This window comes from Pseudomonas sp. SWRI50 (genome assembly GCF_014269095.1).
Classification (GTDB): Bacteria; Pseudomonadota; Gammaproteobacteria; order Pseudomonadales; family Pseudomonadaceae; genus Aquipseudomonas; species Aquipseudomonas kermanshahensis.
In genome coordinates this window covers 255276-279106 of the sequence record NZ_JABWRW010000005.1, presented here as the reverse complement: position 1 = coordinate 279106, position 23831 = coordinate 255276, and the positions used below count along the sequence as shown (strand labels likewise).

25 protein-coding genes and 1 pseudogene are annotated in these 23831 nt (G+C 58.6%); 11 read left to right on the top strand and 15 right to left on the bottom strand.

Annotated features, from left to right (window positions below):
• Positions 1-12 precede the first annotated feature (12 nt).
• From HU750_RS08465 to HU750_RS08445, 5 genes are all read right to left on the bottom strand, one after another.
• Positions 13-537 (bottom strand): gamma carbonic anhydrase family protein, encoded by a 525-nt coding sequence (locus HU750_RS08465; RefSeq protein WP_027593263.1) that lies wholly within the window; start codon positions 535-537, stop codon positions 13-15.
• The gene (locus HU750_RS08460; RefSeq protein WP_033694013.1) at positions 538-1740 is read right to left on the bottom strand and encodes a CaiB/BaiF CoA transferase family protein; all 1203 of its coding nucleotides are present in this window, start codon (positions 1738-1740) and stop codon (positions 538-540) included.
• The gene (locus HU750_RS08455) at positions 1740-2660 is read right to left on the bottom strand and encodes a hydroxymethylglutaryl-CoA lyase (protein ID WP_186678536.1); all 921 of its coding nucleotides are present in this window, start codon (positions 2658-2660) and stop codon (positions 1740-1742) included. The genes HU750_RS08460 and HU750_RS08455 overlap by 1 nt, the downstream gene beginning before the upstream one ends.
• Before the next feature lie 98 nt (positions 2661-2758).
• Complete coding sequence (locus HU750_RS08450; RefSeq protein ID WP_186678533.1) at positions 2759-3670, bottom strand: LysR family transcriptional regulator; 912 nt, start codon at positions 3668-3670, stop codon at positions 2759-2761.
• A 164-nt stretch (positions 3671-3834) separates the two neighbouring features.
• A complete protein-coding gene (locus HU750_RS08445; protein WP_085272854.1) occupies positions 3835-4725 on the bottom strand; it encodes a LysR substrate-binding domain-containing protein in 891 nt (296 codons plus the stop codon).
• A 150-nt stretch (positions 4726-4875) separates the two neighbouring features.
• Here HU750_RS08445 and HU750_RS08440 point away from each other — a divergent pair, with 150 nt between their 5' ends.
• From HU750_RS08440 to HU750_RS27545, 8 genes are all read left to right on the top strand, one after another.
• A complete protein-coding gene (locus HU750_RS08440) occupies positions 4876-5733 on the top strand; it encodes a transketolase (RefSeq protein ID WP_374707393.1) in 858 nt (285 codons plus the stop codon).
• Complete coding sequence (locus HU750_RS08435; protein WP_027593269.1) at positions 5730-6731, top strand: transketolase family protein; 1002 nt, start codon at positions 5730-5732, stop codon at positions 6729-6731. The genes HU750_RS08440 and HU750_RS08435 overlap by 4 nt, the downstream gene beginning before the upstream one ends.
• Positions 6732-6859: 128 nt before the next feature.
• Positions 6860-8161: an MFS transporter gene (locus HU750_RS08430; RefSeq protein ID WP_027593270.1), complete on the top strand. Its 1302-nt coding sequence runs from the start codon at positions 6860-6862 to the stop codon at positions 8159-8161.
• A 31-nt stretch (positions 8162-8192) separates the two neighbouring features.
• Complete coding sequence (locus tag HU750_RS08425; RefSeq protein ID WP_027593271.1) at positions 8193-8591, top strand: glucose dehydrogenase; 399 nt, start codon at positions 8193-8195, stop codon at positions 8589-8591.
• A gap of 11 nt (positions 8592-8602) precedes the next feature.
• Positions 8603-10633: a pyrroloquinoline quinone-dependent dehydrogenase gene (locus HU750_RS08420; protein WP_186678527.1), complete on the top strand. Its 2031-nt coding sequence runs from the start codon at positions 8603-8605 to the stop codon at positions 10631-10633.
• A gap of 59 nt (positions 10634-10692) precedes the next feature.
• The gene (locus HU750_RS08415; protein WP_099454167.1) at positions 10693-11445 is read left to right on the top strand and encodes an SDR family NAD(P)-dependent oxidoreductase; all 753 of its coding nucleotides are present in this window, start codon (positions 10693-10695) and stop codon (positions 11443-11445) included.
• Positions 11446-11483: 38 nt separating this feature from the next.
• Positions 11484-12119, top strand: a complete 636-nt coding sequence (gene grxB, locus HU750_RS08410) for a glutaredoxin 2 (protein WP_099454168.1) — start codon at positions 11484-11486, stop codon at positions 12117-12119.
• A gap of 11 nt (positions 12120-12130) precedes the next feature.
• A complete protein-coding gene (locus HU750_RS27545) occupies positions 12131-12550 on the top strand; it encodes a winged helix-turn-helix domain-containing protein (protein ID WP_186678522.1) in 420 nt (139 codons plus the stop codon).
• 112 nt (positions 12551-12662) lie between these two features.
• Here HU750_RS27545 and HU750_RS08400 read toward each other — a convergent pair whose 3' ends face one another.
• From HU750_RS08400 to HU750_RS08375, 6 genes are all read right to left on the bottom strand, one after another.
• Entirely contained in the window at positions 12663-13664 is a 1002-nt protein-coding gene (locus tag HU750_RS08400; RefSeq protein ID WP_186678520.1) for an NADP-dependent oxidoreductase, read from the bottom strand.
• A 52-nt stretch (positions 13665-13716) separates the two neighbouring features.
• Positions 13717-14460, bottom strand: coding sequence for an SDR family NAD(P)-dependent oxidoreductase (locus HU750_RS08395; protein WP_186678518.1), 744 nt, complete (start codon positions 14458-14460; stop codon positions 13717-13719).
• Positions 14461-14486: 26 nt separating this feature from the next.
• Positions 14487-15473 (bottom strand): acrylyl-CoA reductase (NADPH), encoded by a 987-nt coding sequence (gene acuI, locus HU750_RS08390; protein WP_186678513.1) that lies wholly within the window; start codon positions 15471-15473, stop codon positions 14487-14489.
• A gap of 61 nt (positions 15474-15534) precedes the next feature.
• Complete coding sequence (locus HU750_RS08385) at positions 15535-16368, bottom strand: alpha/beta fold hydrolase (protein ID WP_186678512.1); 834 nt, start codon at positions 16366-16368, stop codon at positions 15535-15537.
• Between the two features lie 36 nt (positions 16369-16404).
• Positions 16405-17487, bottom strand: coding sequence for an alkene reductase (locus tag HU750_RS08380; protein WP_186678511.1), 1083 nt, complete (start codon positions 17485-17487; stop codon positions 16405-16407).
• 89 nt (positions 17488-17576) lie between these two features.
• Complete coding sequence (locus HU750_RS08375; protein WP_099455847.1) at positions 17577-18416, bottom strand: alpha/beta fold hydrolase; 840 nt, start codon at positions 18414-18416, stop codon at positions 17577-17579.
• 129 nt (positions 18417-18545) lie between these two features.
• Between HU750_RS08375 and HU750_RS08370 the strand changes: the two genes are divergently transcribed.
• The 3 genes and pseudogenes from HU750_RS08370 (at position 18546) to HU750_RS08365 (ending at position 20105) form a co-directional block, all read left to right on the top strand.
• On the top strand, positions 18546-19100 hold the full coding sequence (locus HU750_RS08370; RefSeq protein ID WP_186678510.1) for a TetR/AcrR family transcriptional regulator: 555 nt from the start codon (positions 18546-18548) through the stop codon (positions 19098-19100).
• 417 nt (positions 19101-19517) lie between these two features.
• Positions 19518-19628 (top strand): annotated as a pseudogene (locus HU750_RS27540) (hypothetical protein); the annotation flags it as partial.
• A gap of 6 nt (positions 19629-19634) precedes the next feature.
• Complete coding sequence (locus HU750_RS08365) at positions 19635-20105, top strand: substrate-binding domain-containing protein (protein ID WP_477749793.1); 471 nt, start codon at positions 19635-19637, stop codon at positions 20103-20105.
• A 466-nt stretch (positions 20106-20571) separates the two neighbouring features.
• Here the strand turns inward: HU750_RS08365 and HU750_RS08360 are convergent, their stop codons facing one another.
• From HU750_RS08360 to HU750_RS08345, 4 genes are all read right to left on the bottom strand, one after another.
• Entirely contained in the window at positions 20572-21009 is a 438-nt protein-coding gene (locus HU750_RS08360; RefSeq protein ID WP_186678502.1) for a GlcG/HbpS family heme-binding protein, read from the bottom strand.
• Positions 21002-22384 carry a metal-dependent hydrolase family protein gene (locus HU750_RS08355; protein ID WP_186678501.1) on the bottom strand — a complete coding sequence of 461 codons (1383 nt, stop codon included), beginning with the start codon at positions 22382-22384 and terminating at the stop codon, positions 21002-21004. The genes HU750_RS08360 and HU750_RS08355 overlap by 8 nt, the downstream gene beginning before the upstream one ends.
• Positions 22385-22492: 108 nt before the next feature.
• Positions 22493-23416 carry a LysR substrate-binding domain-containing protein gene (locus HU750_RS08350; RefSeq protein WP_186678500.1) on the bottom strand — a complete coding sequence of 308 codons (924 nt, stop codon included), beginning with the start codon at positions 23414-23416 and terminating at the stop codon, positions 22493-22495.
• The gene (locus HU750_RS08345; protein ID WP_186678497.1) at positions 23398-23787 is read right to left on the bottom strand and encodes a Rieske 2Fe-2S domain-containing protein; all 390 of its coding nucleotides are present in this window, start codon (positions 23785-23787) and stop codon (positions 23398-23400) included. The genes HU750_RS08350 and HU750_RS08345 overlap by 19 nt, the downstream gene beginning before the upstream one ends.
• Positions 23788-23831: the final 44 nt, after the last annotated feature.

Sequence of the window (23831 nt, the reverse complement as noted above, 5' to 3'; positions counted from 1 at the left end):
GCGTACAACGTGTCAGCCAATGCGCACGAGCTTTTCCTTGAAGGCCTGGCCCTTGCGCACGTACTCGGCGGCATTGGCGTGCATGCCGGCGACGGCTTCGGGGCTCAGCTCACGCACCACCTTGGCCGGCGCGCCGAGAATCAGGGAGTTGTCGGGGAACACCTTGCCTTCGGTGACTATGGCGCCGGCTCCGACCAGGCAGTTGCGGCCGATCACCGCGCCATTGAGCACCACCGCCTGGATCCCGACCAGCGCGCCATCGCCGATGCTGCAGCCGTGCAGCATGGCCTGATGGCCGATGGTGACGTTGCGACCCACGGTCAGGGCAAACCCTGGGTCGGCATGCAGCACCGCCCCTTCCTGAACATTGCTGTGCTGGCCGATGCGGATCGGCTCGTTGTCACCGCGCAACACTGCCTGCGGCCACACGCTCACGCCCTGCTCCAGGGTGACATCGCCGATTACCGTGGCGTCCTCGGCGATGAAGGTTTCCGGGTGAAGAGTCGGGGTCAGTGTGTCGTATCGATAGATGGCCATTCAGTGCACTCCCTGGGCCGGGTCGTCGGTTTTCAGCACCCCCGCCGCACACAGCTCGGCGATGCGTTCATCGCTATAGCCCAGCTCGCGCATGACCTTGTGCGTGTGTTCTCCAATCCGCGGGATCGGCCGGCGCGGCTGCAGGCGCTGGCCATCCAGCGACAGCGGCAGCAAGGGCATCGGCGTGCTGCTGCCATCTTCCAGCAGCAGGTTCGCCATGCCACCGCTCTGGATCAGGTGCGGGTCGTCGAACAGTTCTTCTGGGCGGCGGATCGGCGCGAACGGAATACTGTTCGCCTCCAGTTCCGTAGCCAATTGCTGGGCATCGAGATTGGCGAACACCTCGGCCAGATGCGCCAGCAGCCGCGGCCGCTGCAATACCCGGTCATTGTTGGTCGCCAAGGTCGGGTCGTCGAGCAAGGCGGTCTGGCCCAGCAACTGGCACAGGGCCTGCCACTGGCCTTCACCCGTGGCAGCGACGAACATCTGCTCGCCGCCCGCGAAGGTGAACACGTCGTAGACCGCCCAGGCGCTGATGCGGTTGGGCATCGGCGCCGCTGCCTGGCCGGTCACCACGTACTGCTGCATGTGCTGGGCCGCGAGCAACACGCAGTTTTCGTATAGTGCACTCTGCACTTCGCGGCCGACACCCGTGGTGTTGCGCTCGTTGAGCGCGGCCAGTACACCAATGGCGCCGAACATGCCGCCCATGATGTCGTTTACCGAACTGCCGGCGCGCAAGGGGCGGCCCACCGGCCCGGTCATGTAGGCCAGGCCAGCCATCATCTGCACCACTTCGTCCAAGGCTAGGCGGTTGTCGTACGGGCCACTGAGGAAGCCCTTGTGCGAGGCATAGATCAACCGTGGATTACGCTGGCGCAGCGTGGCGTAGTCGAAGCCCAGTGTGTGCATGCGCCCGGGTTTGAAGTTCTCGATGAATACGTCGGCGCTGTCGATCAGCGTCAGCACCGCCTCACGGCCCTGGAGGGTGTCGAGGTCGACGGCGATGCACTGCTTGTTGCGGTTGAAGGTGCGGAAGAACCCCGCCCCCGCCCCGAGCAAGCGGCGAGTGCCGTCCCCGCGGGTGGGTTCGATCTTGATCACTTCGGCACCCAGGTCACCCAGGATCATGCCGCAGGTGGGGCCCATGACCATGTGCGAAATCTCGACGACACGAATGCCGTCCAAGGGGAGTCTGGACATTACGCGTTCCTTCGGTAGTTGAGCGGCAGGCCGGCGCGGGCAATAGCGCCGTAAAGCGGTTCATCCGGCAGCGCCTCGCGCAGCAGCTGGCGGGAAGCGATCAGCGCTGGCAGGTCGATACCAGTGTCAAAACCCATGCTCTGCAGCATGAACACAAGGTCTTCGGTCACCGTATTGCCCGACGCACCTGGTGCGAACGGGCAACCGCCAAGGCCGGCAAGCGATGCATCCAGCTCGCGAATACCCTGCTGCACCGCCACCAGGCTGTTGGCCAGGGCCAGGCCACGGGTGTCGTGGAAGTGCGCGGCACGTAGTCGCTCGCCGGCAATGGAGCGAACGGCCTGGATCACAGTAGCCACCTGAGCGGGGTTGGCGTAGCCGGTGGTGTCGCCCAGCGAGACCAGGTCGCAGCCCACCTCGATCACCTGGCGGGTCAGCTCGCACAGGTCAGCCAATGGCACATCGCCCTGGCGGGTGCAGCCAAAGGCCACCGACATGCCGGCGATCATCTGCACATCGTGACGCCCCAGCTCGTTGCGCAGTTGGCACATGCGCCCCAGTTCCTCGACCATTTCCTGCGGCGTACGGCGCACGTTGGCCAGGCTGTGGGCGGTGCTGACGGATACCGGCGCGACGATACGCTGGGCGCCTGACTCCAGCGCATCCTGCGCACCACGCAGGTTGGGTGCTAGCACCGTTACCAGCAGATCGGGGTACGTCAGGGCATGGCCCACCACCTGTCTGGCATCGGCCATCTGCGGCAGCAGCCGGGCCGGCACGAACGAGGCGACTTCCATATGGCGCACGCCAGCGGCATAGGCGCGATCGATCCAGCGCAGCTTGGCGGCAGTCGGCATTACCGTGTGCAGGCTTTGCAGGCCATCGCGCATGCCGACTTCGTTGATTGTTATTGTTGTCATCGCGGTCTCTCTGTCTGAAGCGTGGGGCCAGACTAAGAGCAGGACGACAGGCAGAAAAGACGTGTTTCACGGGTTGATCCATCGTCAGCCGCGATGGATCAGCTCCGTGTTTGCCAAGCCGGCGCACGCAGCAGCAAATGGTCGAGCAAGCGACGCGCAGACAGGCTCAAGGCATGGCGGTCGCGCATGCAAATGACGAACTCGCCAAGCGCCCAGTCATCGGTCAGCGGGATCACTCTCAGGTCGAACAGCTGCGCATAGCGCACCACCGCCTCCTGCGGGAACACTGCGAGGCCCAGGCCGAACTGCACCAGACGATAGGCCGCGTCAAAGGACGACACGTACGAGCGAAAACGCAATTCCTTGCCCGCCGCCTCAGCGCTGTTGCGCATGAAGGTATTGAGCGTGGCGAATGCAGACAAACCCAGATGCTCGTAATCCAGCGTCTCTTCGAACGCGATACTGCCCCGCCCGGCCAGCGGGTGATCGGCGCCAACTACCACGGCCAGATGATCCTGCCGGTACGGCACGAACTCCAGGTCGCCAACGGCCATCGACTTGCGGCAGATGCCCAGGTCTGCATTGCCCTCCGCTACCCCGCGCACCACATCCGGACTGAAGCGTTCTTCGATATCCGCCTGAATCAACGGATTGTCGAGCATGAAGTCCGATAATTCCTCGGGAAGGAACTCCATGATCGACGAGACATTGGCTAGCACACGCACATGCCCGCGTGCGCCGTCCGCGTATTCACTCAGTTCGCTTTGCAGAGATTCGATGGCGCGGGTCAGTCCTCGTGCATGGCGCAAAAGTGCGACACCCGCCGGGGTAGGTTCGACGCCACGCTTACTGCGTTTGAGCAGAGTAATACCAAAGCGCGCCTCAATGTCCGAGATTCTCTTGCTGACAGCGGAGGGCGCCATGTATGCACGCTCGCTGGCTCGGGCGATAGTGCCTTCTTCGCAAATGATTACGAACAGGTGCAACGATAAGTGATCGAGGTGCTGCATCACATTTCCCACTACTAGAGACGACGAGCATAGCTGCCGCAGCAGCCGAGCCAGGGTGCTTGCATTTCCTTCATCGCCTTAGCTTGACTCCGCCGGCGGGGATTTCCAAGAAGCCAGTGCACACCGTCTGATTCTCCAGCGTCAACGCCTTGGGCTTCGGCAGCTCAAATTGCTTGAGCCGATAGTGCTTTGAACATCCACTGCTTAAACTGAGAAACTGCATGGGGCTGCCTAGGTCGGCGTGGATGCACTAGGTAGTGACCAACGTACCGAACGCTATTGCTGACATGGCGAAGCGGACTGACCAAGCGACCGCTCGCCAATTCCTGCTCGGCTAACAAATCAGATTCAAGTACTACGCCCAGACCTCCTGCAGCAGCAGCTATGCCCATAGAGCTCCGGTCAAACGCCAAGCCGTAGTTACTCGGTGGCTGCATTCCATTCGCTGCAAACCAGCCTCTCCACTGGACGGACTGACCGTCGCTTTGGATTAGGAACTGAGAATATAAATCCTGAGGGGTGCGCAGATGCTTGGCTACCTCCGGGCTGCACAGCGGTGTTAACTCCTCGATGCGCAGCGGCGTCTTCTCATGAGGCGACGGTCTGGGCTCACCGTAGACGATGTCCAGGTCGAAATCATCGTTATCGAACAGCGCATAGTCTGTGCTCGCTGAAATACGCAGATCAATTCCTGGGTGGTCTTCTAGGAAACTCGCTAACCGCGGCACCAACCACTGGCTGGCGAAGGTGGGCGCCGTGTGCAGACGTAGAGGTACCGCAGGCTCGTTGGTCGCGATCGCAAGGCCTCGACTCATTTCTTCAAACCCGCGCTGAACGTGATCCAGCAGCATGGCGCCTTCTAGCGTCAGGGATGTGTGGCGCGTGTTCCGCGTGAAGAGGGTAAGTCCTGCGGCCGCTTCCAGTTTGCGAATCGCATGGCTGACCGCGCTCGGGGAAAGATCGAGCTCCTTTGCTGCCTCGACAAAAGAGCAGGTACGACCCGCTGCTTCAAAAACTCTGAGGGCAGGGAGAGGCACCCGTTTCAAAAGCTTCATAGATGAATCCAGTTCATTAGTTGACGAATTTAAACCTTTTGTCGAGTCACTATTTTTACATGAATATCAGGGCATTACCCAATACGGTTGCTGACTGATGAATAGATTGCGTCAGTAAACCCGGATCGCTGGTCACCAATGGAGAACAATATGACCGAGATTCACCACCCGCTTTTGGCCAGGATGTCGGAACACGCGTGGCGTATTCGGCGTTTTGCCTTGCGCATGGGAGAAGTTCAAGGCCAGGGCTATGTGGGCCAGGCGCTGGGCTGGGCCGACGTGCTTGCTGTCGCCTACTGCCACGCCATGAATATTCGTGCTGATGACCCGGAATGGGAAGGTCGTGACCGCTTCCTACTGTCACACGGGCATTACGCCATTGCTCTATACGCCGCCCTCTTGGAAGCAGGGGTTCTTCCAGAAGAAGAGCTAGAAACCTACGGCTCCGACGACAGCCGACTGCCGATGTCCGGGATGGCGACCTATACGCCCGGCATGGAGATCTCGGGTGGTTCACTCGGTCAAGGCTTAGCGATCGCGGTAGGCCAAGCTCTTGCTCTGCGCATGAAGGGCAACGATGCCTTCGTCTACAACTCGATGTCCGACGGAGAACTGGATGAGGGGGCGGTGTGGGAAGCAGCTATGTCGGCATCGCATCATCAGTTGGGCAACCTGATCAACTTGGTAGACATCAACCGCCAGCAGGCTGATGGCCCCTCCCATGACATCCTCCAGTTCGAACCCCTGGCCGATAAATGGGCAGCGTTTGGCTGGCATGTACAGCGTGTAGACGGCAACGACCTGCAAACCGTGATCGAGGCGTTCGACATTGCTCGCGGTTTTACGGGGGACAAACCTCGCGTGATCCTGTTCGACACGCTAATGGGTAAGGGTGTGCCTTTCCTGGAGCAGCGGGACAAGAACCACTTCATCAGGGTCGAGCCCGAGGAGTGGCAGCAAGCACTTACAGACCTCGACGAGATCTATGCGACCCGGAGCCCACAATGAACGCCGCCTCCTCTACAAAGCCGAAACTCACCACTTCGTCCATGATCGCCTCTATAGCAAGCGAGGGTCAGCGCACCACGTCAGCACCGTTCGGCCACGCCTTGATAAAGGCAGGCCAAAAGAACCCACGCATTGTCGGCATGACTGCAGATTTGGCCAAGTACACTGACTTGCACATTTTCGCCCAGCGCTATCCAGAGCGTTTCCTGCAGATGGGCATGGCTGAGCAGTTGCTCATGGCTGCTGCCGGCGGCATGGCCAAGGAAGGCTTCGTGCCTTTCGCCACCACCTACGCGGTATTCGCCACCCGACGCGCTTATGACTTCATTCATCAAGTGATCGCTGAGGAAAACCTGAACGTCAAAATCTGCGCAGCGCTGCCGGGCTTGACGACTGGGTACGGCCCGAGCCATCAGGCTACAGAAGATCTGGCGATGATGCGCGCGATTCCGCAGATGATGGTTATCGATCCTTGCGATGCATTGGAAACCGAGCAGTGCGTGGCCGCGATCGCCGAGCACGACGGCCCTGTCTATATGCGCCTGCCTCGTGGGCGGGTACCGCTGATTCTCGACGAGTACGATTACCGATTCGAACTCGGTAAAGCCCAGCTCCTACGAGATGGCAACGATGTGCTGGTCATTTCCTCCGGCCTTATGACGATGCGTGCTCTGGAAGTCGCAGACGAACTGGCCAAGCACAAAGTGGACACCGCCGTTTTGCACGTTCCGACAATTAAGCCGCTCGATGTCCAGACCATCCTGGAGCAATGCCGGCGCGAAGGCCGTCTGGTGGTCATTGCGGAAAACCACACTCAAATCGGCGGCCTGGGTGAGGCCATCGCCATGGCGTTGTTGCAGGCCCGCGTACAGCCTGAAGTACGTCACGTTGCGCTGCCCGATCAGTTCCTGGATGCAGGCGCACTGCCGACATTGCACGACCGCTACGGCATCTCCAAAGACGTCATGGTCGCCAACATTCAGCGCTGGCTAGGCTGACCATTCTCTGACCATACGGTGGTACCCGCTCACGTTGAACGCCCTTCTGCCTGGGCTCGTTGAGCGGGCTCGTGCCGTACAGCCCGATACTCCTCTGGATCGTCCCAATAAGTACAAAGGTGATGGCGATGCAAAAAGGCACCAGTCTCCTGAAGAAAAAACGTGTATGGATCTATGCGTTTCTCTTCACCCTGACCTTGATCAACTACGTCGACCGGGTCTCGCTCTCAGTCGCATCCAAAGTCCTCAAGGAAGAATTCGATATCTCGCCAGTTGCGATGGGATACCTCTTCTCATCGTTCGTGTGGCTCTATTTCCTCGCTCTCATCCCCATGGGCTATCTGGTGGGCCGCTTCGGCCCCAAGAAGGTTAATGGTTATGGGATCGGTGTTTGGTCGGTTGCAACGGCCTGCACTGCATTGTCGACTGGTTTCATCTCTTTGCTCAGTTGCAGGCTGATCATGGGCATGGGAGAAGCTACCACCTACCCCGCCGGTGCCCGGGTCATTCGCGAATGGATGCCGCTTAAAGAGCGCGGTATGGCCACTGCGGTCTTCCACAGCGGCAGCCTGGTTGGGCCGGCCATTGGTGCCATTGGTTTCGGCTGGCTGATCAGTACATTCGGCTGGCGCATCGCATTTGTCGTGGCCGGTGCATTGGGCTTCGTCTGGCTGGCTGCTTGGTTGAAGTGGTACAGCCATCCCGCTAAAGCGCCGTGGCTGGGGGATGCCGAACGCGCAGAAATTGCCGCTGGCAGCGTCTCTTCCAGTGCAGACCCTGCCCGGACTGTTTCCCTTGGTCTGAAAGGCCTCGCTCGCTCTAGCAGCATGTGGGCCATCGCCTTGTCCCATGGATGTGCGGTCTATGCCACCTACTTCTTCCTGACCTGGTTGCCAAGCTATCTGCAAGCCGAGAAAGGTCTGACGGTGATGTCGAGCGGTATCTACACCGCGATTCCGTATCTGGGCGCTGCAATTCTTGCCATCGTCATTGGTCGCTGGAGTGACAAAGTGATGCGCCCAGGGGCCGCAGAATCGGGACAGAGGCGCATGGTCGTTGCCAGCGTCTTGCTGGCGTCTTCGGTCATCTTCCTGGTTCCTGCAATCGACAATACCTGGGCAATTCTTTTCGTAATCACGCTTTCGCTAGCCACTTGTGCCTCAGCGATTTCCCTGAACCTCTCGCTGGTCAACGATCTGGTGCGCTCGGAAGACGATGTCGGCACTGCAGCTGGCTTTATCACTGCAGTCGGCAATCTGTTCGGTCTCCTCGCTCCGATCGTGACTGGCTACGTGGTGGCCGGCTCTGGCAGCTTCGCCTTGGCCTTCGTCGTCGTCGGCGCATTACTTGTGATCGGCTCAGTCCTCTCGATGTTCTGCACACGTCGGCCCATCGGCTTTACAGCCTCCGGCAAACAGGCCGTGGCCTGAATCAATAGCAAATGAAGGAAGTAGTGGCGTCATGAATCAACGTAGTAGTGAATCCCGCAGCAACGGCCGGGCCTCGGCTGGTCACAGCGGGAAATGGCGGCTGGCGACCGTCGTGTTAGCCCTGGCGCTGGGGGCATTTGGCATGGCCCTTTTTGGCGGAGGCGTATGGCTGATGGCTTTGGGCGGTAGCTGGTATTACGCCCTCACCGGGGCGGGATGCGTAGTAACCGCTGTTCTGCTGTGCAGGCAACGATTAGCAGCTGTGTACCTGTTCGCCGTGATCTGGGGCCTGACACTGGTCTGGGCTTTATGGGAAGTCGGGCTCAACTGGTGGGGGCTTGTACCACGTCTCGTGGCAATCACCGTCATCCTGTTGTTGATCCTTGCCGTGTCGCCGTCATTGCGTCGCGCCCCCCGCTCTGCTGCGTAAAGAGGTTTGTAATGTTCCTAACAGTCAAATGCAGAAGCGCGCTGGCGCTCGCCATTTCTTGCGTGCTTCAGATGCAGTTCGCTCAAGCTCAGCAGATGCCTCAGGTAGGCAGCGATTGGCCATTCTATGGCGGCGATCACAACGCTCAGCGCTTCAGCCCACTCAAGCAGATTACACCGGAAAACGTCGGGCGCCTGGAGCGCGCATTTGTGTATCACACACGGGACTTGCCGAATCCTGGCAGTCGGTACTCGCCTGAAACAACCCCGGTCAAGGTCGGCAACGACCTGCTGATGTGCTCTGCTAAAAACATCCTTATTTCGATCAATGCTGCAACCGGCAAGGAAAACTGGCGTCACGACCCTGGAGTTCCTGATCAGGCCATTCCTCACGCAGCAGCATGCCGCGGCGTAGCGGTGTATACCGCGCCAGAGATCCCTGAGTCCGCACAATGCCGCAGCCGTGTGATAGAAGCGACACTGGATGCGAGGCTGGTAGCTGTAGATCTGCGCACGGGCGAGCCTTGCAAGGACTTCGGGCAAAACGGCACCGTAGATCTTTGGGAAGGTCTGGGCAAAAAAGTCCCCGGCTGGTATGCGGTTACAGCGCCACCTACCATCGTCAATGGCGTGGTGGTCACGGGAGCACAAATCCGCGACGGTCAGGACGAGGATGCACCTTCTGGGGTGATTCGCGGCTACGACGCGATCACCGGGAAAATGGCCTGGGCTTGGGATCTGGGTAACCCTGAAAACGTTCATGGCCCAGCCGAAGGCAGCACCTACACCCGTGGCACCCCGAATATGTGGACGGCTGCAGTGGGCGATGAGCAGCTTGGCTACGTCTACCTGCCGATCAGCAACTCTTCAATTGATTACTTCGGCTCCAACCGTAGCGAGGAAGAAAACAAGTATTCGACCTCACTGGTGGCCGTCGACGTGAAGACGGGCAAGGACGTATGGCACTTCCAGACCATCCGCCATGATGTGTGGGATTATGATCTGGGCAGTCAGCCAACCCTTCTTGATTTCCCTGATAAGGACGGAAAACCAGTGGCTGCAGTGCTGCTGCCGACGAAGCAGGGTGACATCTACATCCTGGATCGCGCAACTGGCGAGCCTCTGGTTCCGATTGGTGAAGTCAAGGCACCAAAAGGCGGCTCCGTTGAACCCCAATTCCTGGCTAATACTCAACCTACCTCCGAGTGGCACACTCTACGCAAGGCGCCGAAAACCGAAGCGGACATGTGGGGCTTCTCACCACTCGATCAGTTGATGTGCCGCATCCAGTTCCGCCAGGCCAACTACGAAGGCTACCTGACGCCGCCATCGGTGGATCGTCCCTGGATTCAATACCCAGGCTACAACGGTGGCTCCGATTGGGGTTCGGTCGCGATCGACCCAGTTCGACGACTGCTAATCGCCAATTACAACGACATTCCTAACCTCAACCAGCTCATACCGCGTGAACAGGCAGACAAGATGGGGCTCAAACCTATCTATGCGCCAAAGGTTGATGAGACCTCGCTGAACAAGGCTGGCAGCAAATCGGGCAAGGGCGAAGGTGGAGCATCGACCTATCCGCAGGTCAACGCGCCTTACGCGATCAGTGTGAATGCGGGATGGCGTAACTGGGGCACCGGCGTACCGTGCTCGGCACCACCGTATGGCGGAATTCGTGCAATCAGCCTGGATACCGGCAAGACCGTGTGGGACGAGCCGCTGGGTACCGCGCGTCGCAACGGGCCTTTCGGCATCCCGTCGCATCTGCCACTGAATATCGGCTTGCCGAACAATGGCGGAACGGTGGTCACCGCAGGTGGACTCACCTTCGTCGGCGCGGCGACTGACAACTTGTTCCGAGCCATCGACACGGCTACCGGTGAGGTGCTGTGGGAAGACGCATTGACGGCGGGCGCCCAAGCCAACCCGATCTCGTACGAGGTTGATGGCGAGCAGTATGTGCTCGTCTCAGCGTCTGGCCACGCCTTCATGGAAACCGGCACCAGCGACGAAATCATCGCATACAAGCTGCGTAAGTAATGCCTTGACGGGGCCCACTTGGGCCCCGTCTTGACACTGATTCACAGAGGAGTTTGATCATGGATTTGGGCTTGCAAGGTAAACGCGTACTGGTTAGCGGAGCTTCCAGGGGTATCGGGCGGGCAATTGCCAAGTTGTTTCTCGATGAGGGCGCCAAGGTGGCATTCTGTGCTCGGGGTACCGCAGGCGTCCAAACGACGCAACAAGCACTCGGTCATGACGCCATCGGTACCGCCGTTGATGTCACCCAGCCCGACCAGGTGCAGGCGTGGGTCACGGATGCAGCGCAGCGTCTTGGAGGAATCGATATCGTCGTGCCGAACGTGAGCGCTCTGGCTGGCGGAGATGACTTGCAGACATGGCGGCGAGCCTTCGACACCGATTTACTGGGAAGTGCGACGATGGTCAAAGCCGCCTTGCCCGCCCTGCGTGAATCGCAAGCCGCATCGGTTGTCCTAATTTCCAGCGTATCGGGCCGCGAAGTCGATATGTTCGCCGAGCCATACGGCGTATTGAAAGCAGCCTTGCTGCACTACGGTAAAACGCTTTCTGCACGCCATGCGCGCGAAGGTATTCGGGTGAACTCTGTCTCCCCAGGAAACGTATATTTTCCTGAGGGCGTATGGGGTGACATAGAGCGCGACCAGCCCGAGACCTTCGCGAAATGCCTAGCTGAAAACCCGTTGGGCCGCATGGCTACACCCGATGAAGTAGCCAAAGCAGTCGTATTCCTGGCCAGCCCTGCTGCAAGCTTTACCACCGGCACAAACTTGCTCGTGGATGGCGGACTGACACGCTCAGTACAGTTCTGAGCATCCAGGCCCAACGGTAGTAATCCGGTTAAATTTGAATGATGAAACTCTATTTTTACGAACATTGCCCGTTCTGCACGCGTGCTCGGATGATCGTTGGACTCAAGAGTCTCCCGGTGATGCTTCAGGTCATCATGGAGAGCGATGCCGAAACGCCCCTGCGCCTGATTGGAAAAAAGGCTGTGCCGATCCTGCAGAAGGAAGACGGCAGCCATATTGGGGAAAGCCTAGATATCGTGCGATATCTCGATGGCATCGGCCCGACAGTACTGGTGGCGCCGCAAGACCCAACCTTGGACGCTTGGATCAAAGAAGCCTGGCCCACGGCACTCAAGCTATTCATACCACGCTTCGTCCAGGCAGACTTCGCAGAAATCAACACGCCAATGGCAAGAGAGGCGTACCGGCTGCGGGAGGAACAAGCCTTCGGGGATCTGGAGGCTTTGCGTGGAGCCACATCCAAGCTGGTGGCGGAACTGCAACCTCTGATCAACGACCTTGTTCCGCTGGTAAAGGACAGAACAACAATCGGCATCAACGATGTGACGCTTTGGCCCGTATTGCGATCGCTCTCCATCGTTCGAACCGTTGAATTCCCAGATCAAGTGCGCGATTACATGCATCGATTGAGTGAGGCATGTGGCGTTCCCCTGCTCTTCAACCAAGCTGCTTGACCAACAGATAGATGGCTATTTTAGAGCCCAGCGTAAGCTCCCAGAAAGGCGTGGGAGGCAATTCTTACCTAGGACATCTTGAAGATCAGCAAGCTTTCACGACGCCCGTACGTGAGCTCATCGTGGATGCAAGCACGCGGACTGTCAGATTCGAAGATCTTCACTTTCCGCTCAAGGCCACGTCTTGCCGCCTTCTGACATTGCTTCTTCGCCATCAAGGACACGTCGTGAGCCGAACGACGATCTATGAGGAAATTTGGGGATACCAGTTCAATCCCGGTACCAAGATCATAGAAGTACAAATTTGTTATCTGAGAAAAGTGCTTAAGGCCCTACAAGCGCCGTTCGAAATCAGGACACTACGCGGTAGAGGGTTAACCATTCGGGGGGTTGAGTCATCTTCGTCACTACGGACTGAGAGGGGCTTCTGAGCCAATCTACTGGGTACGTGAATCTCTGAAGAATGAGATGCCGAGCCTCGGATGACGAGACTAGCGACTAGCCGACAAAGGGGAGCTTTCGCTCCCCTTTGCGCCCAGGTGATCACCTCACCTTCACCACTACCTTACCTTTGGCTCTGCCTTCCGCGACGTATGCCAGAGCATCACGCGTCGAATCCAATGGGAAGGTGCGATCCACTACAGGCTTGATAATCCCAGCCTCAACCAGCTTGGCCAGATCAGCCAGTTGCGCACCACTCTCCCTCATGAACAGAAACTTGTAGCTGACGCCCTTCTGCTCAGATTTTTTCCTGATCCCACGGCTGATCAAACGCACGACCTGCTTGAACAACCAGGAAAGGCGAAGCTGCTCAGCAAACTCAGGGGTAGGTGGGCCAGAGATGGAAATCAACTGACCACCTGGCTTCAGTACCTGGATGGATTCTTCGAGAACATCACCGCCCAGCCCACTGAGCACGACATCGTAATCACTCAACTGTGATTCGAACTGCTGGGTCTTGTAATCGATCACCACATCGGCACCCAGCGCCTTAACCCACGGCACATTGACGGTACTCGTGGTTGTTGCGACGAATGCTCCCAGGTGCTTGGCGACTTGGATGGCGATGCTACCGACGCCACCGGAACCGGCATGAATCAGAACCCTTTGCCCTGGTTGAACCTTGGCCATTTCCGCCAAAGCCTGCCAGGCTGTGAGGCCCACCAATGGCAGCGAAGCCGCCTCCTCCATGCTCAGATTGGTAGGCTTGGGCGAGACTGCCGCTTCGTTGACGGCCACGAATTCCGCAAAGCCGCCCATACGCGCCTGGCCGACACGTGCGTACACCTCGTCGCCCACCTGGAAGCGGCTGACTTTCCCACCGATCCGTTTCACGATGCCAGCGACATCGTTACCCAAGATCAGGGGCATCTGGAAAGGCAGAATCCGCTTGAACTCGCCCTTGCGGATTTTGATATCAAGAACGTTCACGCTTGCAGCGTGGGTCTCAACCAGAACATCGAAATCACCCACCTTTGGCTCTGGCACTTCAGTGATATCACCAACGACGTCTTTGCCGTAGCGATCAATCAGAAACGCTTTCATATCTTCAAAATTCCAAAACGTAGATGTGCCGGAAGTGCAGGTGATCAGGCGATCACCAACTTTCTTTGAACGGCCTAAGGTCGAGTTCTTGAGTCCAGGCGGATCGTGGCTGCCGATGCAACGTCCAGTAGTTCTCAGCAATTGCCTCGTAACCCAACAGCCCCTCTTCCCCGATGCTCTCAACCCTGGCCGGGGCGGCATTTCGCAGACGATCACCCAGGATCCCGCCATCGATCACGACATGAGCCACATGAATACCTTTAGGCCCATACTCGCGTGCCATGCTCTGAGAGATCATCCGCAAACCAGCCTTGGCGGCGGCAAAGTGGGCAAATCCAGGCTTGCCCCTTAAGCTTCCGGAAGCACCAGTAAAAATCACGGTGCCTCGACCCAGAGGAACCAGCCGCCTGGCTGCTTCTCTGCCAACGAGGAAGCCGGAATAGCAGCCTACTCGCCAAAAGTCCTCGAACTGGCTGGCTGTGAGCTGAGTGAAATCGATCAGGGCGTTATTGCCCGCGTTGAAGACCACGACGTCGGCAGGGGCTCGGCCCGCGCCTGGAGACATCGCAAGATCAAACACTGCGATGACTTGCTCTTCGACGGTGACATCAGTCTGCAACGCTTCGGCGCTCCCGATGCCGGAACTCCCAATGTCTGCAACGACTTCCTCGATCTTTTCCAAGGTTCGGCCTGCGACAATGACGTGATACCCCTCTTGGGCAAAACGCTTACAGACCGCTCCCCCAACACCTCGGGTAGTGCCAACACCGAACACGATTGCAGTAGGCTGACTCATTTATCCGACTCCTCGAAGTGATGGCCTCACTCGTTCACGTTGACCACAGTACGCCCACGCACTTTCCCTTCGAAAAGCTCGCGAACAACACGCGGCACATCTGCCAAACCAACGGTTTGGACGGTCTGACCCAGCTTGTCCAAATCGAGGTCGCGTGCCAGGCGAGACCACGCTTCAAGACGGACTTCACGCGGTGCATTCACCGAGTCGATGCCGGCGAGCGTGACGTTACGCAGAATGAAGGGCAGCACCGAGCCAGGAAGATCAGCGCCTTGAGCCAAGCCGAAGGCGGCTACAACACCGCGATATTTCGTTTGGGCCAGTACGTTGGCCAGGGTGTGGCTGCCCACGGAATCAATCGCACCAGCCCAACGCTCAGCCCCGATTGGGCGACCCGCTTCAGAGAGCGTATGACGGTCGATGACCTCAGCGGCACCAAGTGACTTGAGGTAGTCCGACTCGCTGAGACGACCTGTTGAGGCGACCACTCGATAGCCGAGCTTCGACAGCAGCGCGATAGCGATAGAGCCAGCACCACCGTTGGCCCCGGTCACCAAGATGTCGCCACGCTCAGGAGTCAGTCCGCCGTGCTCGAGTGCCAGCACGCTCAGCATCGCGGTGTAGCCAGCGGTTCCGATGGCCATGGCGTCTTTGGTGGTGAATTCGTCCGGGATTTTGACCAGCCACTCGCCCTTCACACGAGCCTTTTGAGCAAAGCCTCCGTGGTGGCTCTGGCTAAGCTCCCAGCCATTAGCGAGCACACGGTCTCCAACCTTGAATTCCGGGTTGCTCGACTCGATGACGGTGCCGGCGAAGTCGATCCCAGGGATCAGGGGGTAGCTGCGCACCACACCACCACGACCGGTGAGAGCCATCGCGTCTTTGTAGTTCACCGTGGAGAACTCCACAGCAACGGTGACGTCCCCTGGCATGAGATCCCCTTCAGAGAAATCCACCACGTTCGATGAGACCGTTTCACCCTCTTTCGTGAGAAGCAGCGCTTTAAATGTCATGAGTGACTCCTTCAGCAAGAAAAGCGGGCAGCCCCGCTTTTCTTCAGATGCAAGTAAATGGTCAGTCAGCAAGGAATGCGAGCGCTTTCGCAGAGAAGTCAGCGTGGTTCTGGAAAATCCCGCCGTGGCCTGCGTCCTCGTAAATAACCAGGGTAGAGCCGGGAATGCGCTCTGCCATATCGCTGCTCAGTTCGGACGGCACCATGATGTCCTGGTCGCCGTTGGCGATAAGCACTGGAATATTCAAGCTAGCCAAGTCCTGCGGCGCTTGCTGGCCCCAAGCCTGAATGGCTTGAAGTTGACGACCGAATACTTCCTGGGTGACAGGAACATCGCGGTCGATCTGGCGCTCAAGCATGGCCTTCAAAAAAGCGTTGGCAGCCTGCTGGCTCGTCTCACTCGAAGTGAAGAAGAGATAGGTCTTCGGATCGATCCCTTCGGACGTCGCCCTCTCAATCAGCGGCATGGACACTACGGCGACCTGGTCAATGTCCTTACCCCCTGCAGGGCCAGTGCCGGTCAGAATCAGTTTGCGCACCAGGCCGGGTTGGGTGATCGCGATCTCCTGAGCAACGAAGCCACCCAACGAGAAGCCGAAGAGGTCGACCTTGTCGAAGCCCAGCGCCTTGATAAACGCCACGGAATCGCGGGCCATTTCTGCGACGGTGAGCGGCGCAACACCACCAGACAAACCAATGCCGCGATAGTCCGTAGCGATTACATGGTGATGCTTGGCCAGCTCGTCGACGATGCGTGGATCGAAGTTGTCGAGAACGGCTCCCCAATGATTCAGGAGGATGAGGGGAACGCCACCTTTGCGCCCGAGCTCACGGTAAGCGAAGGGAACACCATCGATTTCGAGGGTCTGGTTGGGTGCGGCGATGTACTGGGTCATATTAATGATCTCGAATTGAAGATAGACGCGCTGGGCTTAAGCGTTTTCCAGTGCGGGGTAATCGATGTAACCCGCTGCACCGCCGCCGTAGAGTGTCGCGGGGTCGAAGCTTGCCAACGCAGCACCGGAGTTCAATCGCTCGACCAAGTCAGGGTTTGCGATGAAGGGCCGACCAATCGCAAACAGATCTGCTTGACCTGACGTCAATTGAGAGGAAGCGAGCTCCACGTCGTAGCCGTTGTTGACGATCACGGTGTTGGTGAAGCGCTTGCACAGCCCGGCGTAATCGAACGGAGCAATATCACGTGGGCCACCCGGCACACCTTCAATAACGTGGAGGTACACCAGGCCAAGCTCATTGAGCTTGTCGATCAAGTAGTCGTACTGCTCTTGAGCGTTGGTGCTGGAAACATCATTGAACGGGGAGACAGGCGAAATGCGGATGCCCGTGCGCTCGGCGCCAATTTCTGATGCCACCGCCTGGGCAATTTCCAGAACGAGCCGTGCCCGGTTGGCTACCGAACCACCATAAGCGTCGGTACGTTTGTTCGCGCTGTCCTTCAGGAATTGATCCAGCAGGTAGCCGTTGGCTGCATGGATCTCGACCCCATCGAAGCCGGCCTTGATGGCGTTAGCTGCAGACTGTCGGAAGTCTTCGACAATGCCTGGGAGTTCTTCGATACGAAGCGCACGAGGCTCGGAGACATCCACAAGTTCGTTATTCACGGAGACCTTGGCAGCAGCTCGGATTGCAGAAGGTGCTACAGGCGGTTGACCGTCCTGGTAAACGACGTGCGATACCCGGCCAACGTGCCAGATCTGAAGGAAGATACGACCACCCTCAGCATGGACGGCATCGGTCACTTCGCGCCAAGCGCTCACCTGTTGTTGGGTGAAGATGCCGGGCGTGTTCTGGTAGCCCTGAGCTTGCTTTGAAACTTGGGTAGCTTCAGTGATCAACAACCCTGCAGAAGCGCGCTGGCTGTAGTAGGTAGCGGCGAACTGGCTCGGCAGCAGGCCCTCCTCCGCTCGGTTGCGCGTCAGCGGCGCCATCACGATACGGTTGGAAAGGGTGATTGCCCCAAGGGTGTAGGGCTCAAATACGGATTTCTCAGCCATTCTCAACATTCCGATACTACGAATTAGGTTTCAAACACACCGCTATTGAAGACGCTTACGCGCCCCCAGCAGCCCAGGTGGGGGTGGCCTTACTCTTCCAAGAATTGGAGAGCGTGTTTCAGGAAGCGCTCGGGATACTGGAAGTGAGCGGCGTGACCGGAGTCCGGGTAGATCAGCAGCTGGGCATTCGGGATGTTCTGCACCAGGCTCCACGAATTGATCGAAGGGATCATGACGTCGTCGACGCCATTGACTACCAAGGTGGGCTGCTTGAGCTCGTTGAGGTAAGAGAAGCGGTTCTCGCCCTGTGCCGACTGGACATAGGCTGCAAAAGCAGCGCCCTGTGCCATGGCGACATCAATCGAGCTTGGGGTGTCTTGATCGGCGCGCTGGTTGCGGCGCTCCCAGAACGCCAGGCCCGCCTTCTTGGCTGCTTCCGAACGACCGAAGAAGAGGAACAGGAAGTTTTCGATGGTCGGAACGGGGTTCGAAGCGGCCTCTCTCACCCCCTCCGCCATGGTTGGATCACCACCGCGCAGTCCGGTGCCGAGCAGCAAAAGCTTGCGTACCAACTCGGGGTGACGAAGCGCCACCTCCTGAACTTGCAGACCACCGATGGAGAAGCCAAGCAGGTCGACTTGGGTCAGCCCCAGTGCCTTGATGGCCGCTGCAATGTCATCCGCCATTTGCTCAATGGTCGTGGCCGGTGTTCCCGACGACGACGCTACACCCCTACCGTTCAGCAGGATCACTTCACGACCCGCAGCCAGACCATCAGTGATGATCGGATCCCAGTGATCGAGCCCACCACGGAAGTGGGCAATGAAGACCAGGGGAACACCTGAAGTATTACCCCAGCGTCGGTAGGTGAAGGTGTCGCCGCCTACTTCTACTGTGCGGGTCGGAACGGTGAGATGGGTATAGCTCATGACATTTTGCTCTCTCAGTGGAAGACATAGCCTAATGATGATGATCGTCATCCATCCAGTCAACAACTTTGATTATGAACGTCATCAATGTATGATATTGGTTGGCTTGATAGCGAAGAGAGCTGAGAAATGAAGGTCACCAAGGCCCAAGCACAAGCTAACCGGGCCCATATCGTGGAAATGTCCTCCACGCTATTCCGTGAGCGCGGCTACGACGGCGTGGGTGTTGCAGACCTCATGGGAGCTGCCGGCTTCACCCACGGCGGTTTTTACAAACACTTCAAATCCAAGGCGGATTTGATAGGTGAATCCGCGACGTGCGGAATCAACAAGACGGTCGAGCAGATGCAGGGCATCGAACTCGCCGACTTCGTCAATTTCTACCTGTCCCGCAAGCACCGCGATGAGAAAGGTAAAGGTTGCACCCTAGCGGCACTGGGCGGAGACGCCGCTCGACAGTCCAATGACATCAAAGCAGCTTACGAGGCTGGGATTGAAAAGTTGCTGGAGGTTTTACAGGGCAAGGATGACGAACCGAAAGCAAGTCGTGCGGAAATCATCGACACCTTCGCACACGCCCTCGGCGCCTTGATTCTGTCTCGCGCTTGTCCGGACGACTCACCACTTGCTGATGAAGTGCTCAGCGTGTGCCGTGAGCAGATCATGGACAAATTGACGCCCTGAGGCAGGCCCATCCATTCCCCATGAGCGTCACTGCTCGAGCATGAGTCCTTTCCACTTGAAAGGTGGATGCCCTGGTATGGAGATCAGGCCGCCCGCATCTGCCGCGTCTTCGGCCACTTCCCTAGGCGCAACCTTTTCCCCGCCCTCAACAGATGACTGATCAGCAGGCAGTTCAGTCGAATCGAGAGCACCTACACATTCGGTAGTTCCAGGTACAGGCTTTTGCATCGAGCGTCCTTAGAGTCAGAAACCATAAGCCCAATGATTATGATCATCATCATTAAAGTCAAACCTTTGATGTCAACCATAATCATTGAATGCGATAGCTGCCGTTCCTGATGAGGTGGTTGGCATGGCCAGACCGTTCGATCCGAATGCGACTTACTTGAATTCCAGGCGAAAAAACCGCCAACAGGGGCGGTTCGCAACGAACCACCATTCGGCATGATCAATGCCATCGATATGCACACCCGTAAAGTGCTGTGGCAGAACCCGCTGGGTACTGCTCGTGCGAACGGCCCGTTCGGTCGGGACATTGCCTTCGTCGGGCGCAACAGCACCTATTCGGTAAGCATGGAGCGTTTGCACGGCTACATGGAGTGCTTGGAGAAAAACGGGATTACCCCACATCCGGACTGGATGATCGAAACTGCCATCAGCCTGGCTGGCGGCAAAGACGGCATGAGTCGCCTGCTCGACATGGATCGTCGGCCGACAGGAGTGGTTTGCTACAACGACCTGATTGCCACTGGCGCGCTCAGCGAGCTGGGCAACCGAGGACTTAAGGCGGGTGAGGACATCGCTTTGATCGGGAGTGACGGGGTCGCGAGCTCCGCATACTGCAACCCTCCCCTCACCACCGTGGCCCTGGAGCCTGAGCGTATTGGAGAGGTTGCTAGTGAAATGCTCATGAAGCGCCTGAAGAACCCAGACGCCCCTGCCATGAAGTTCTTACTCAAACCGAAGCTGATTGTGCGTAAAAGCTGCGGCCTGACGCGTAACTAATCAACCCGAGAATTGGCAGCTATGCAGGCGGCTCAGAATTATTTACTTCTTATTAGCACGCGCAGGTTGGTTACCTTTCTGCCGCCTGTCAATCCTCAGCGAGAGCCGAGCAGCTTCATAAAAACAGACTTTGTTCTTTCCGAATGTGAGCTGACGAGCCGCACCTTGCGGCCCGCTATCAGAGATCTTGACTTTGGTCGCTAGGGCTTCCTGTGTGACGCGGGCGTTCATCCCATTCCCGATCTTTCCTCCCTCTTGTACGCCGACCGGTTCATCAACTGGATCGCCCACAACTGCATCCGTTGAATTCCCAACGGCAATACAACACATGCATCTAGGGCTTGGATTGGCGCGGGCAGATTTGAGACTGAAACTTTTTCAGATATCCGAGGCTGAGCGCACCAAATAAGCGTATGAAATGAGAAAAGCCACCCAAGCCGCAGTGGCAAAAGTGGCTTTTTTCCTATCAACATGCACCACTGTCGGGCATCAAGTTTGCCCCCAGCACACCGGCAATCGCACAGCGTTCATCGTTGTCGGAGCTGTCACCGCTGACACCGATAGCGCCGATCACTTCCCCTGCCCCATTGCGCACCAGCACCCCGCCGGGCACCGGAACCATATTGCCGCCGGCCAGGTCACTCAATGCATTGAAGAAGGCAGGAAGCGCGGCAGCACGACGGGCAAGTTCGCGGCCGCCAAAGCCCATGCCCAGAACTGATGCGGCCTTGCCCGACGCGATTTGCGGTCGCAGCAGGCTGGCGCGCTCGTCGCGTTTGAGCGCCAGCAGGTGACCGCCGGCATCCAGTACCGCAACACAAAGTGGCTGCAAGGCTAACCGCCGGCCCTCTGCCAGCGCAGTGTCGACCATCTGCGACGCCAGTTCCAGGGTGAGCTTATTCATGCTGGCCTACCTCTTGCTCAGGTTCAGGTGCGCTGCGCTTGCCCATTTCCACGGCCCGTTGCCGGGTGTGAAGTTCGGCCCATTTCACCGTGTTGAAGTCACTGACCTTGTAGGGATCGTAGCCCGGTACCTGGGCCTCCACGCGATGCCCGCCTAGGTACACGTCACGTATGCGCTCGCGCTCCTGAAGAATCGAGACGTTCTGCAGGGGGGAGCCATCAACACAGATGAAGTCGGCGCGACGGCCAACCTCGATGGCGCCCACCTGCTGCGCCGCGGGCATCATCCGCGCGGCAACCGAGGTTGCCGCGCGCAATGCCTGGGCAGGGCTGAAACCCAACCAGTCGACAAAAATCTCGATTTCACGGGCGTGCCATTCACCGTAGGGAGTGATGGCGAAACCGCTGTCACTGCCGGTCATGAACGGCACACCGGCTTCCCGGGCGCGGCGCAAGTTGCGACAACCCACCTCGATCACACGGCGCTGCATCGCAGCGTAACCACAGCGGGTCGAAGGCTCGTAATCCTCGGCAAATTCGACGTTGTTGGCGAGCATGGTGAAGGTCGGAGCGAGGTGACTACCCGATTCGAGCATTGCCTCGATACAGGCATCGTCTAGGAAAAACCCGTGGAAGATCACGTCCACCCCCGCCTTCGCCGCATACAGCACCGCTTCGCGGCCATAGGCATGCACGGCGACCTTTTTTCCAAGGCGGTGGATCTCCTCGACCATGGCGCGGGTCTCGTCCTGGGTGAACGCGGCGATATGTTCCCCGTTGGGACGCATGTGCGGGCCGTCCATAGCGATCTTGATCAGGTCCACGCCGTCCTTGGCCTGACGACGGATTTCCGCAATCTGCTCGTCGCGGGTAGCGCACAGGCGGCCAGAGAAATACTCAGGCGTACCGACCCAACTGGGGAACCAATCGTTCAGGCTCTGCCGGTTGGCGATTACATTGCTGCTGGCGGCGATGCGAGGGCCACTGAACATACCGGCATTGATAGCGTTGCGTACGGCAATGCTGCAATGCCCGGCGTCACCCGGCACCACCACCGAGGTGTAGCCGGCGGCCAATACATGCTGGGTAAAAAACAGACCGCGCAGGGCGCGAAATTCCGGCGAGACGTGCAGGTCGATGTCTTCCTCGCTCTTGGCGTTGCCGAACACCAGATGGGTGTGGACATCCACCAGACCGGGCATGACGAAGTGTCCGCCAGTGTCAATCACGCGTTCGCCAGGCAATGGCTGCGGAGCGGTCTGGCGAGGGCCGACATGGGTGAACATACCCTTTTCGATGATCAGCACCTGGTCGTGTCGAGCCTGGTCCTCAAGGCCAGTAAAGAGGGTTTGGCAGTGAACGTGGCGTCTGGGCATGTCGGTCTGTCCTGTTGTTGTCGTACCGACACGGTATTGGGCAGCCAATGCCTGAGGAAGTGAAGTTTCCTACTGGCCGGCCATGACAGAAATTGATAGCCGTCGTTGTCAGCCCGCCACCTCCGCCAACAACTGGCGCAGCCAGACCAGCGCCGGGTCACTGTCCTGGTAGGCGTGCCATTGCATCACCTGCAGAGTGGCGGGAATGGCGAGTGGTGGTGGCAGCAGGCGCAGAGGAAAGCGCTGCGCGTAGAGGTGCGCCAGGCGACTGTGCAGGGTCGATAGGCAGGGGCCGCCAACGATGAATTCCGGTATCAACGCGAACTGGTCCACCGCCACAGCCACCCGCCGCGCCAGCCCCTGGCTTGCGATAAATTCCGCTTCCATGCTGCCCTGGGCGCCTGCGCCGGTCTCGCGGACCACATGTGGCGCTGCCAAGTAATGCTCCAGCGTGAGGCGGTCCATCAGGGCGCAATTATCCCTGCAGGTAATGACGCTGAAGCTGTCTTCGAACAACGGTTGTTGCGGATGACGCGCCGAGCCATGGGCAAGCGGCAGGATCACCAGGTCGCAGTGCCGGTGCTCCAGGGCCTCATCCACCAGGCTGCCCGGCTCGGCACCGCGCAGCGGCACCAGCGTGAGAAGTTGCAAGTCGACCTGGGGCGCAAGGCTGGCCAACCGTCGCATCAGCGCCGGCATGAGCACCGCGATCACATAATCTGACGCAATGATGCGGAACTTGCGGCGCGCCGCTCCCGGGTCGAAGCTTGCATTGGCGAAGGCAATGCCCCGCGCGTTTTCCAGTACCTGGTCGATACGTGGGTGCAGTGACTGCATCAGCGCCGTGGGCAGCATGGCGCCGCCCACGAGGACAAACAGCGGATCGTTAAAATGCTCCCGCAGGCGACCCAGGGCCGCGCTGACCGCTGACTGGGTCAGGTGCAGGCGCACCGCGGCGCGCGTGACGTGCTGCTCGACAAACAAAGCGTCCAGCACCACCAGCAGGTTCAGGTCTAGTCCATGGAAGCGCACGCAATAGCCTCATCGTTTGCCCGAGGGCCACCGTCCTCCAGCCAAACATTTCCCGAAACGTCGACCTTTACCATCAGTGCTTGCAGCGACTGGCCCTGACAGGGGCCAAGCACGCAGAAGCCGTTGTCGGGTTGAAACAGCGCACCATGAGCAAAGCAGACGATGTGCCGGCCATCGCCAGACATGAAGCGGTCCTTGCGGTACTGCATGGCCACGTCCAGGTGCGGACACAGGTTTCGATAGACACGCACCTGGCCACGCCAGCGCAACGCAAGAACGGTATCACGCCCCTGGGCCCAGGGGTCGAACCCACGTGCAAGGCCTTCCTGCAACTGGTCGTCGCGGCAGAGCAATGTCAAATCCTGGGACACAGAGACCTCGATAACTCAGGGGGTGAGCGCGTAAACACCGGAAT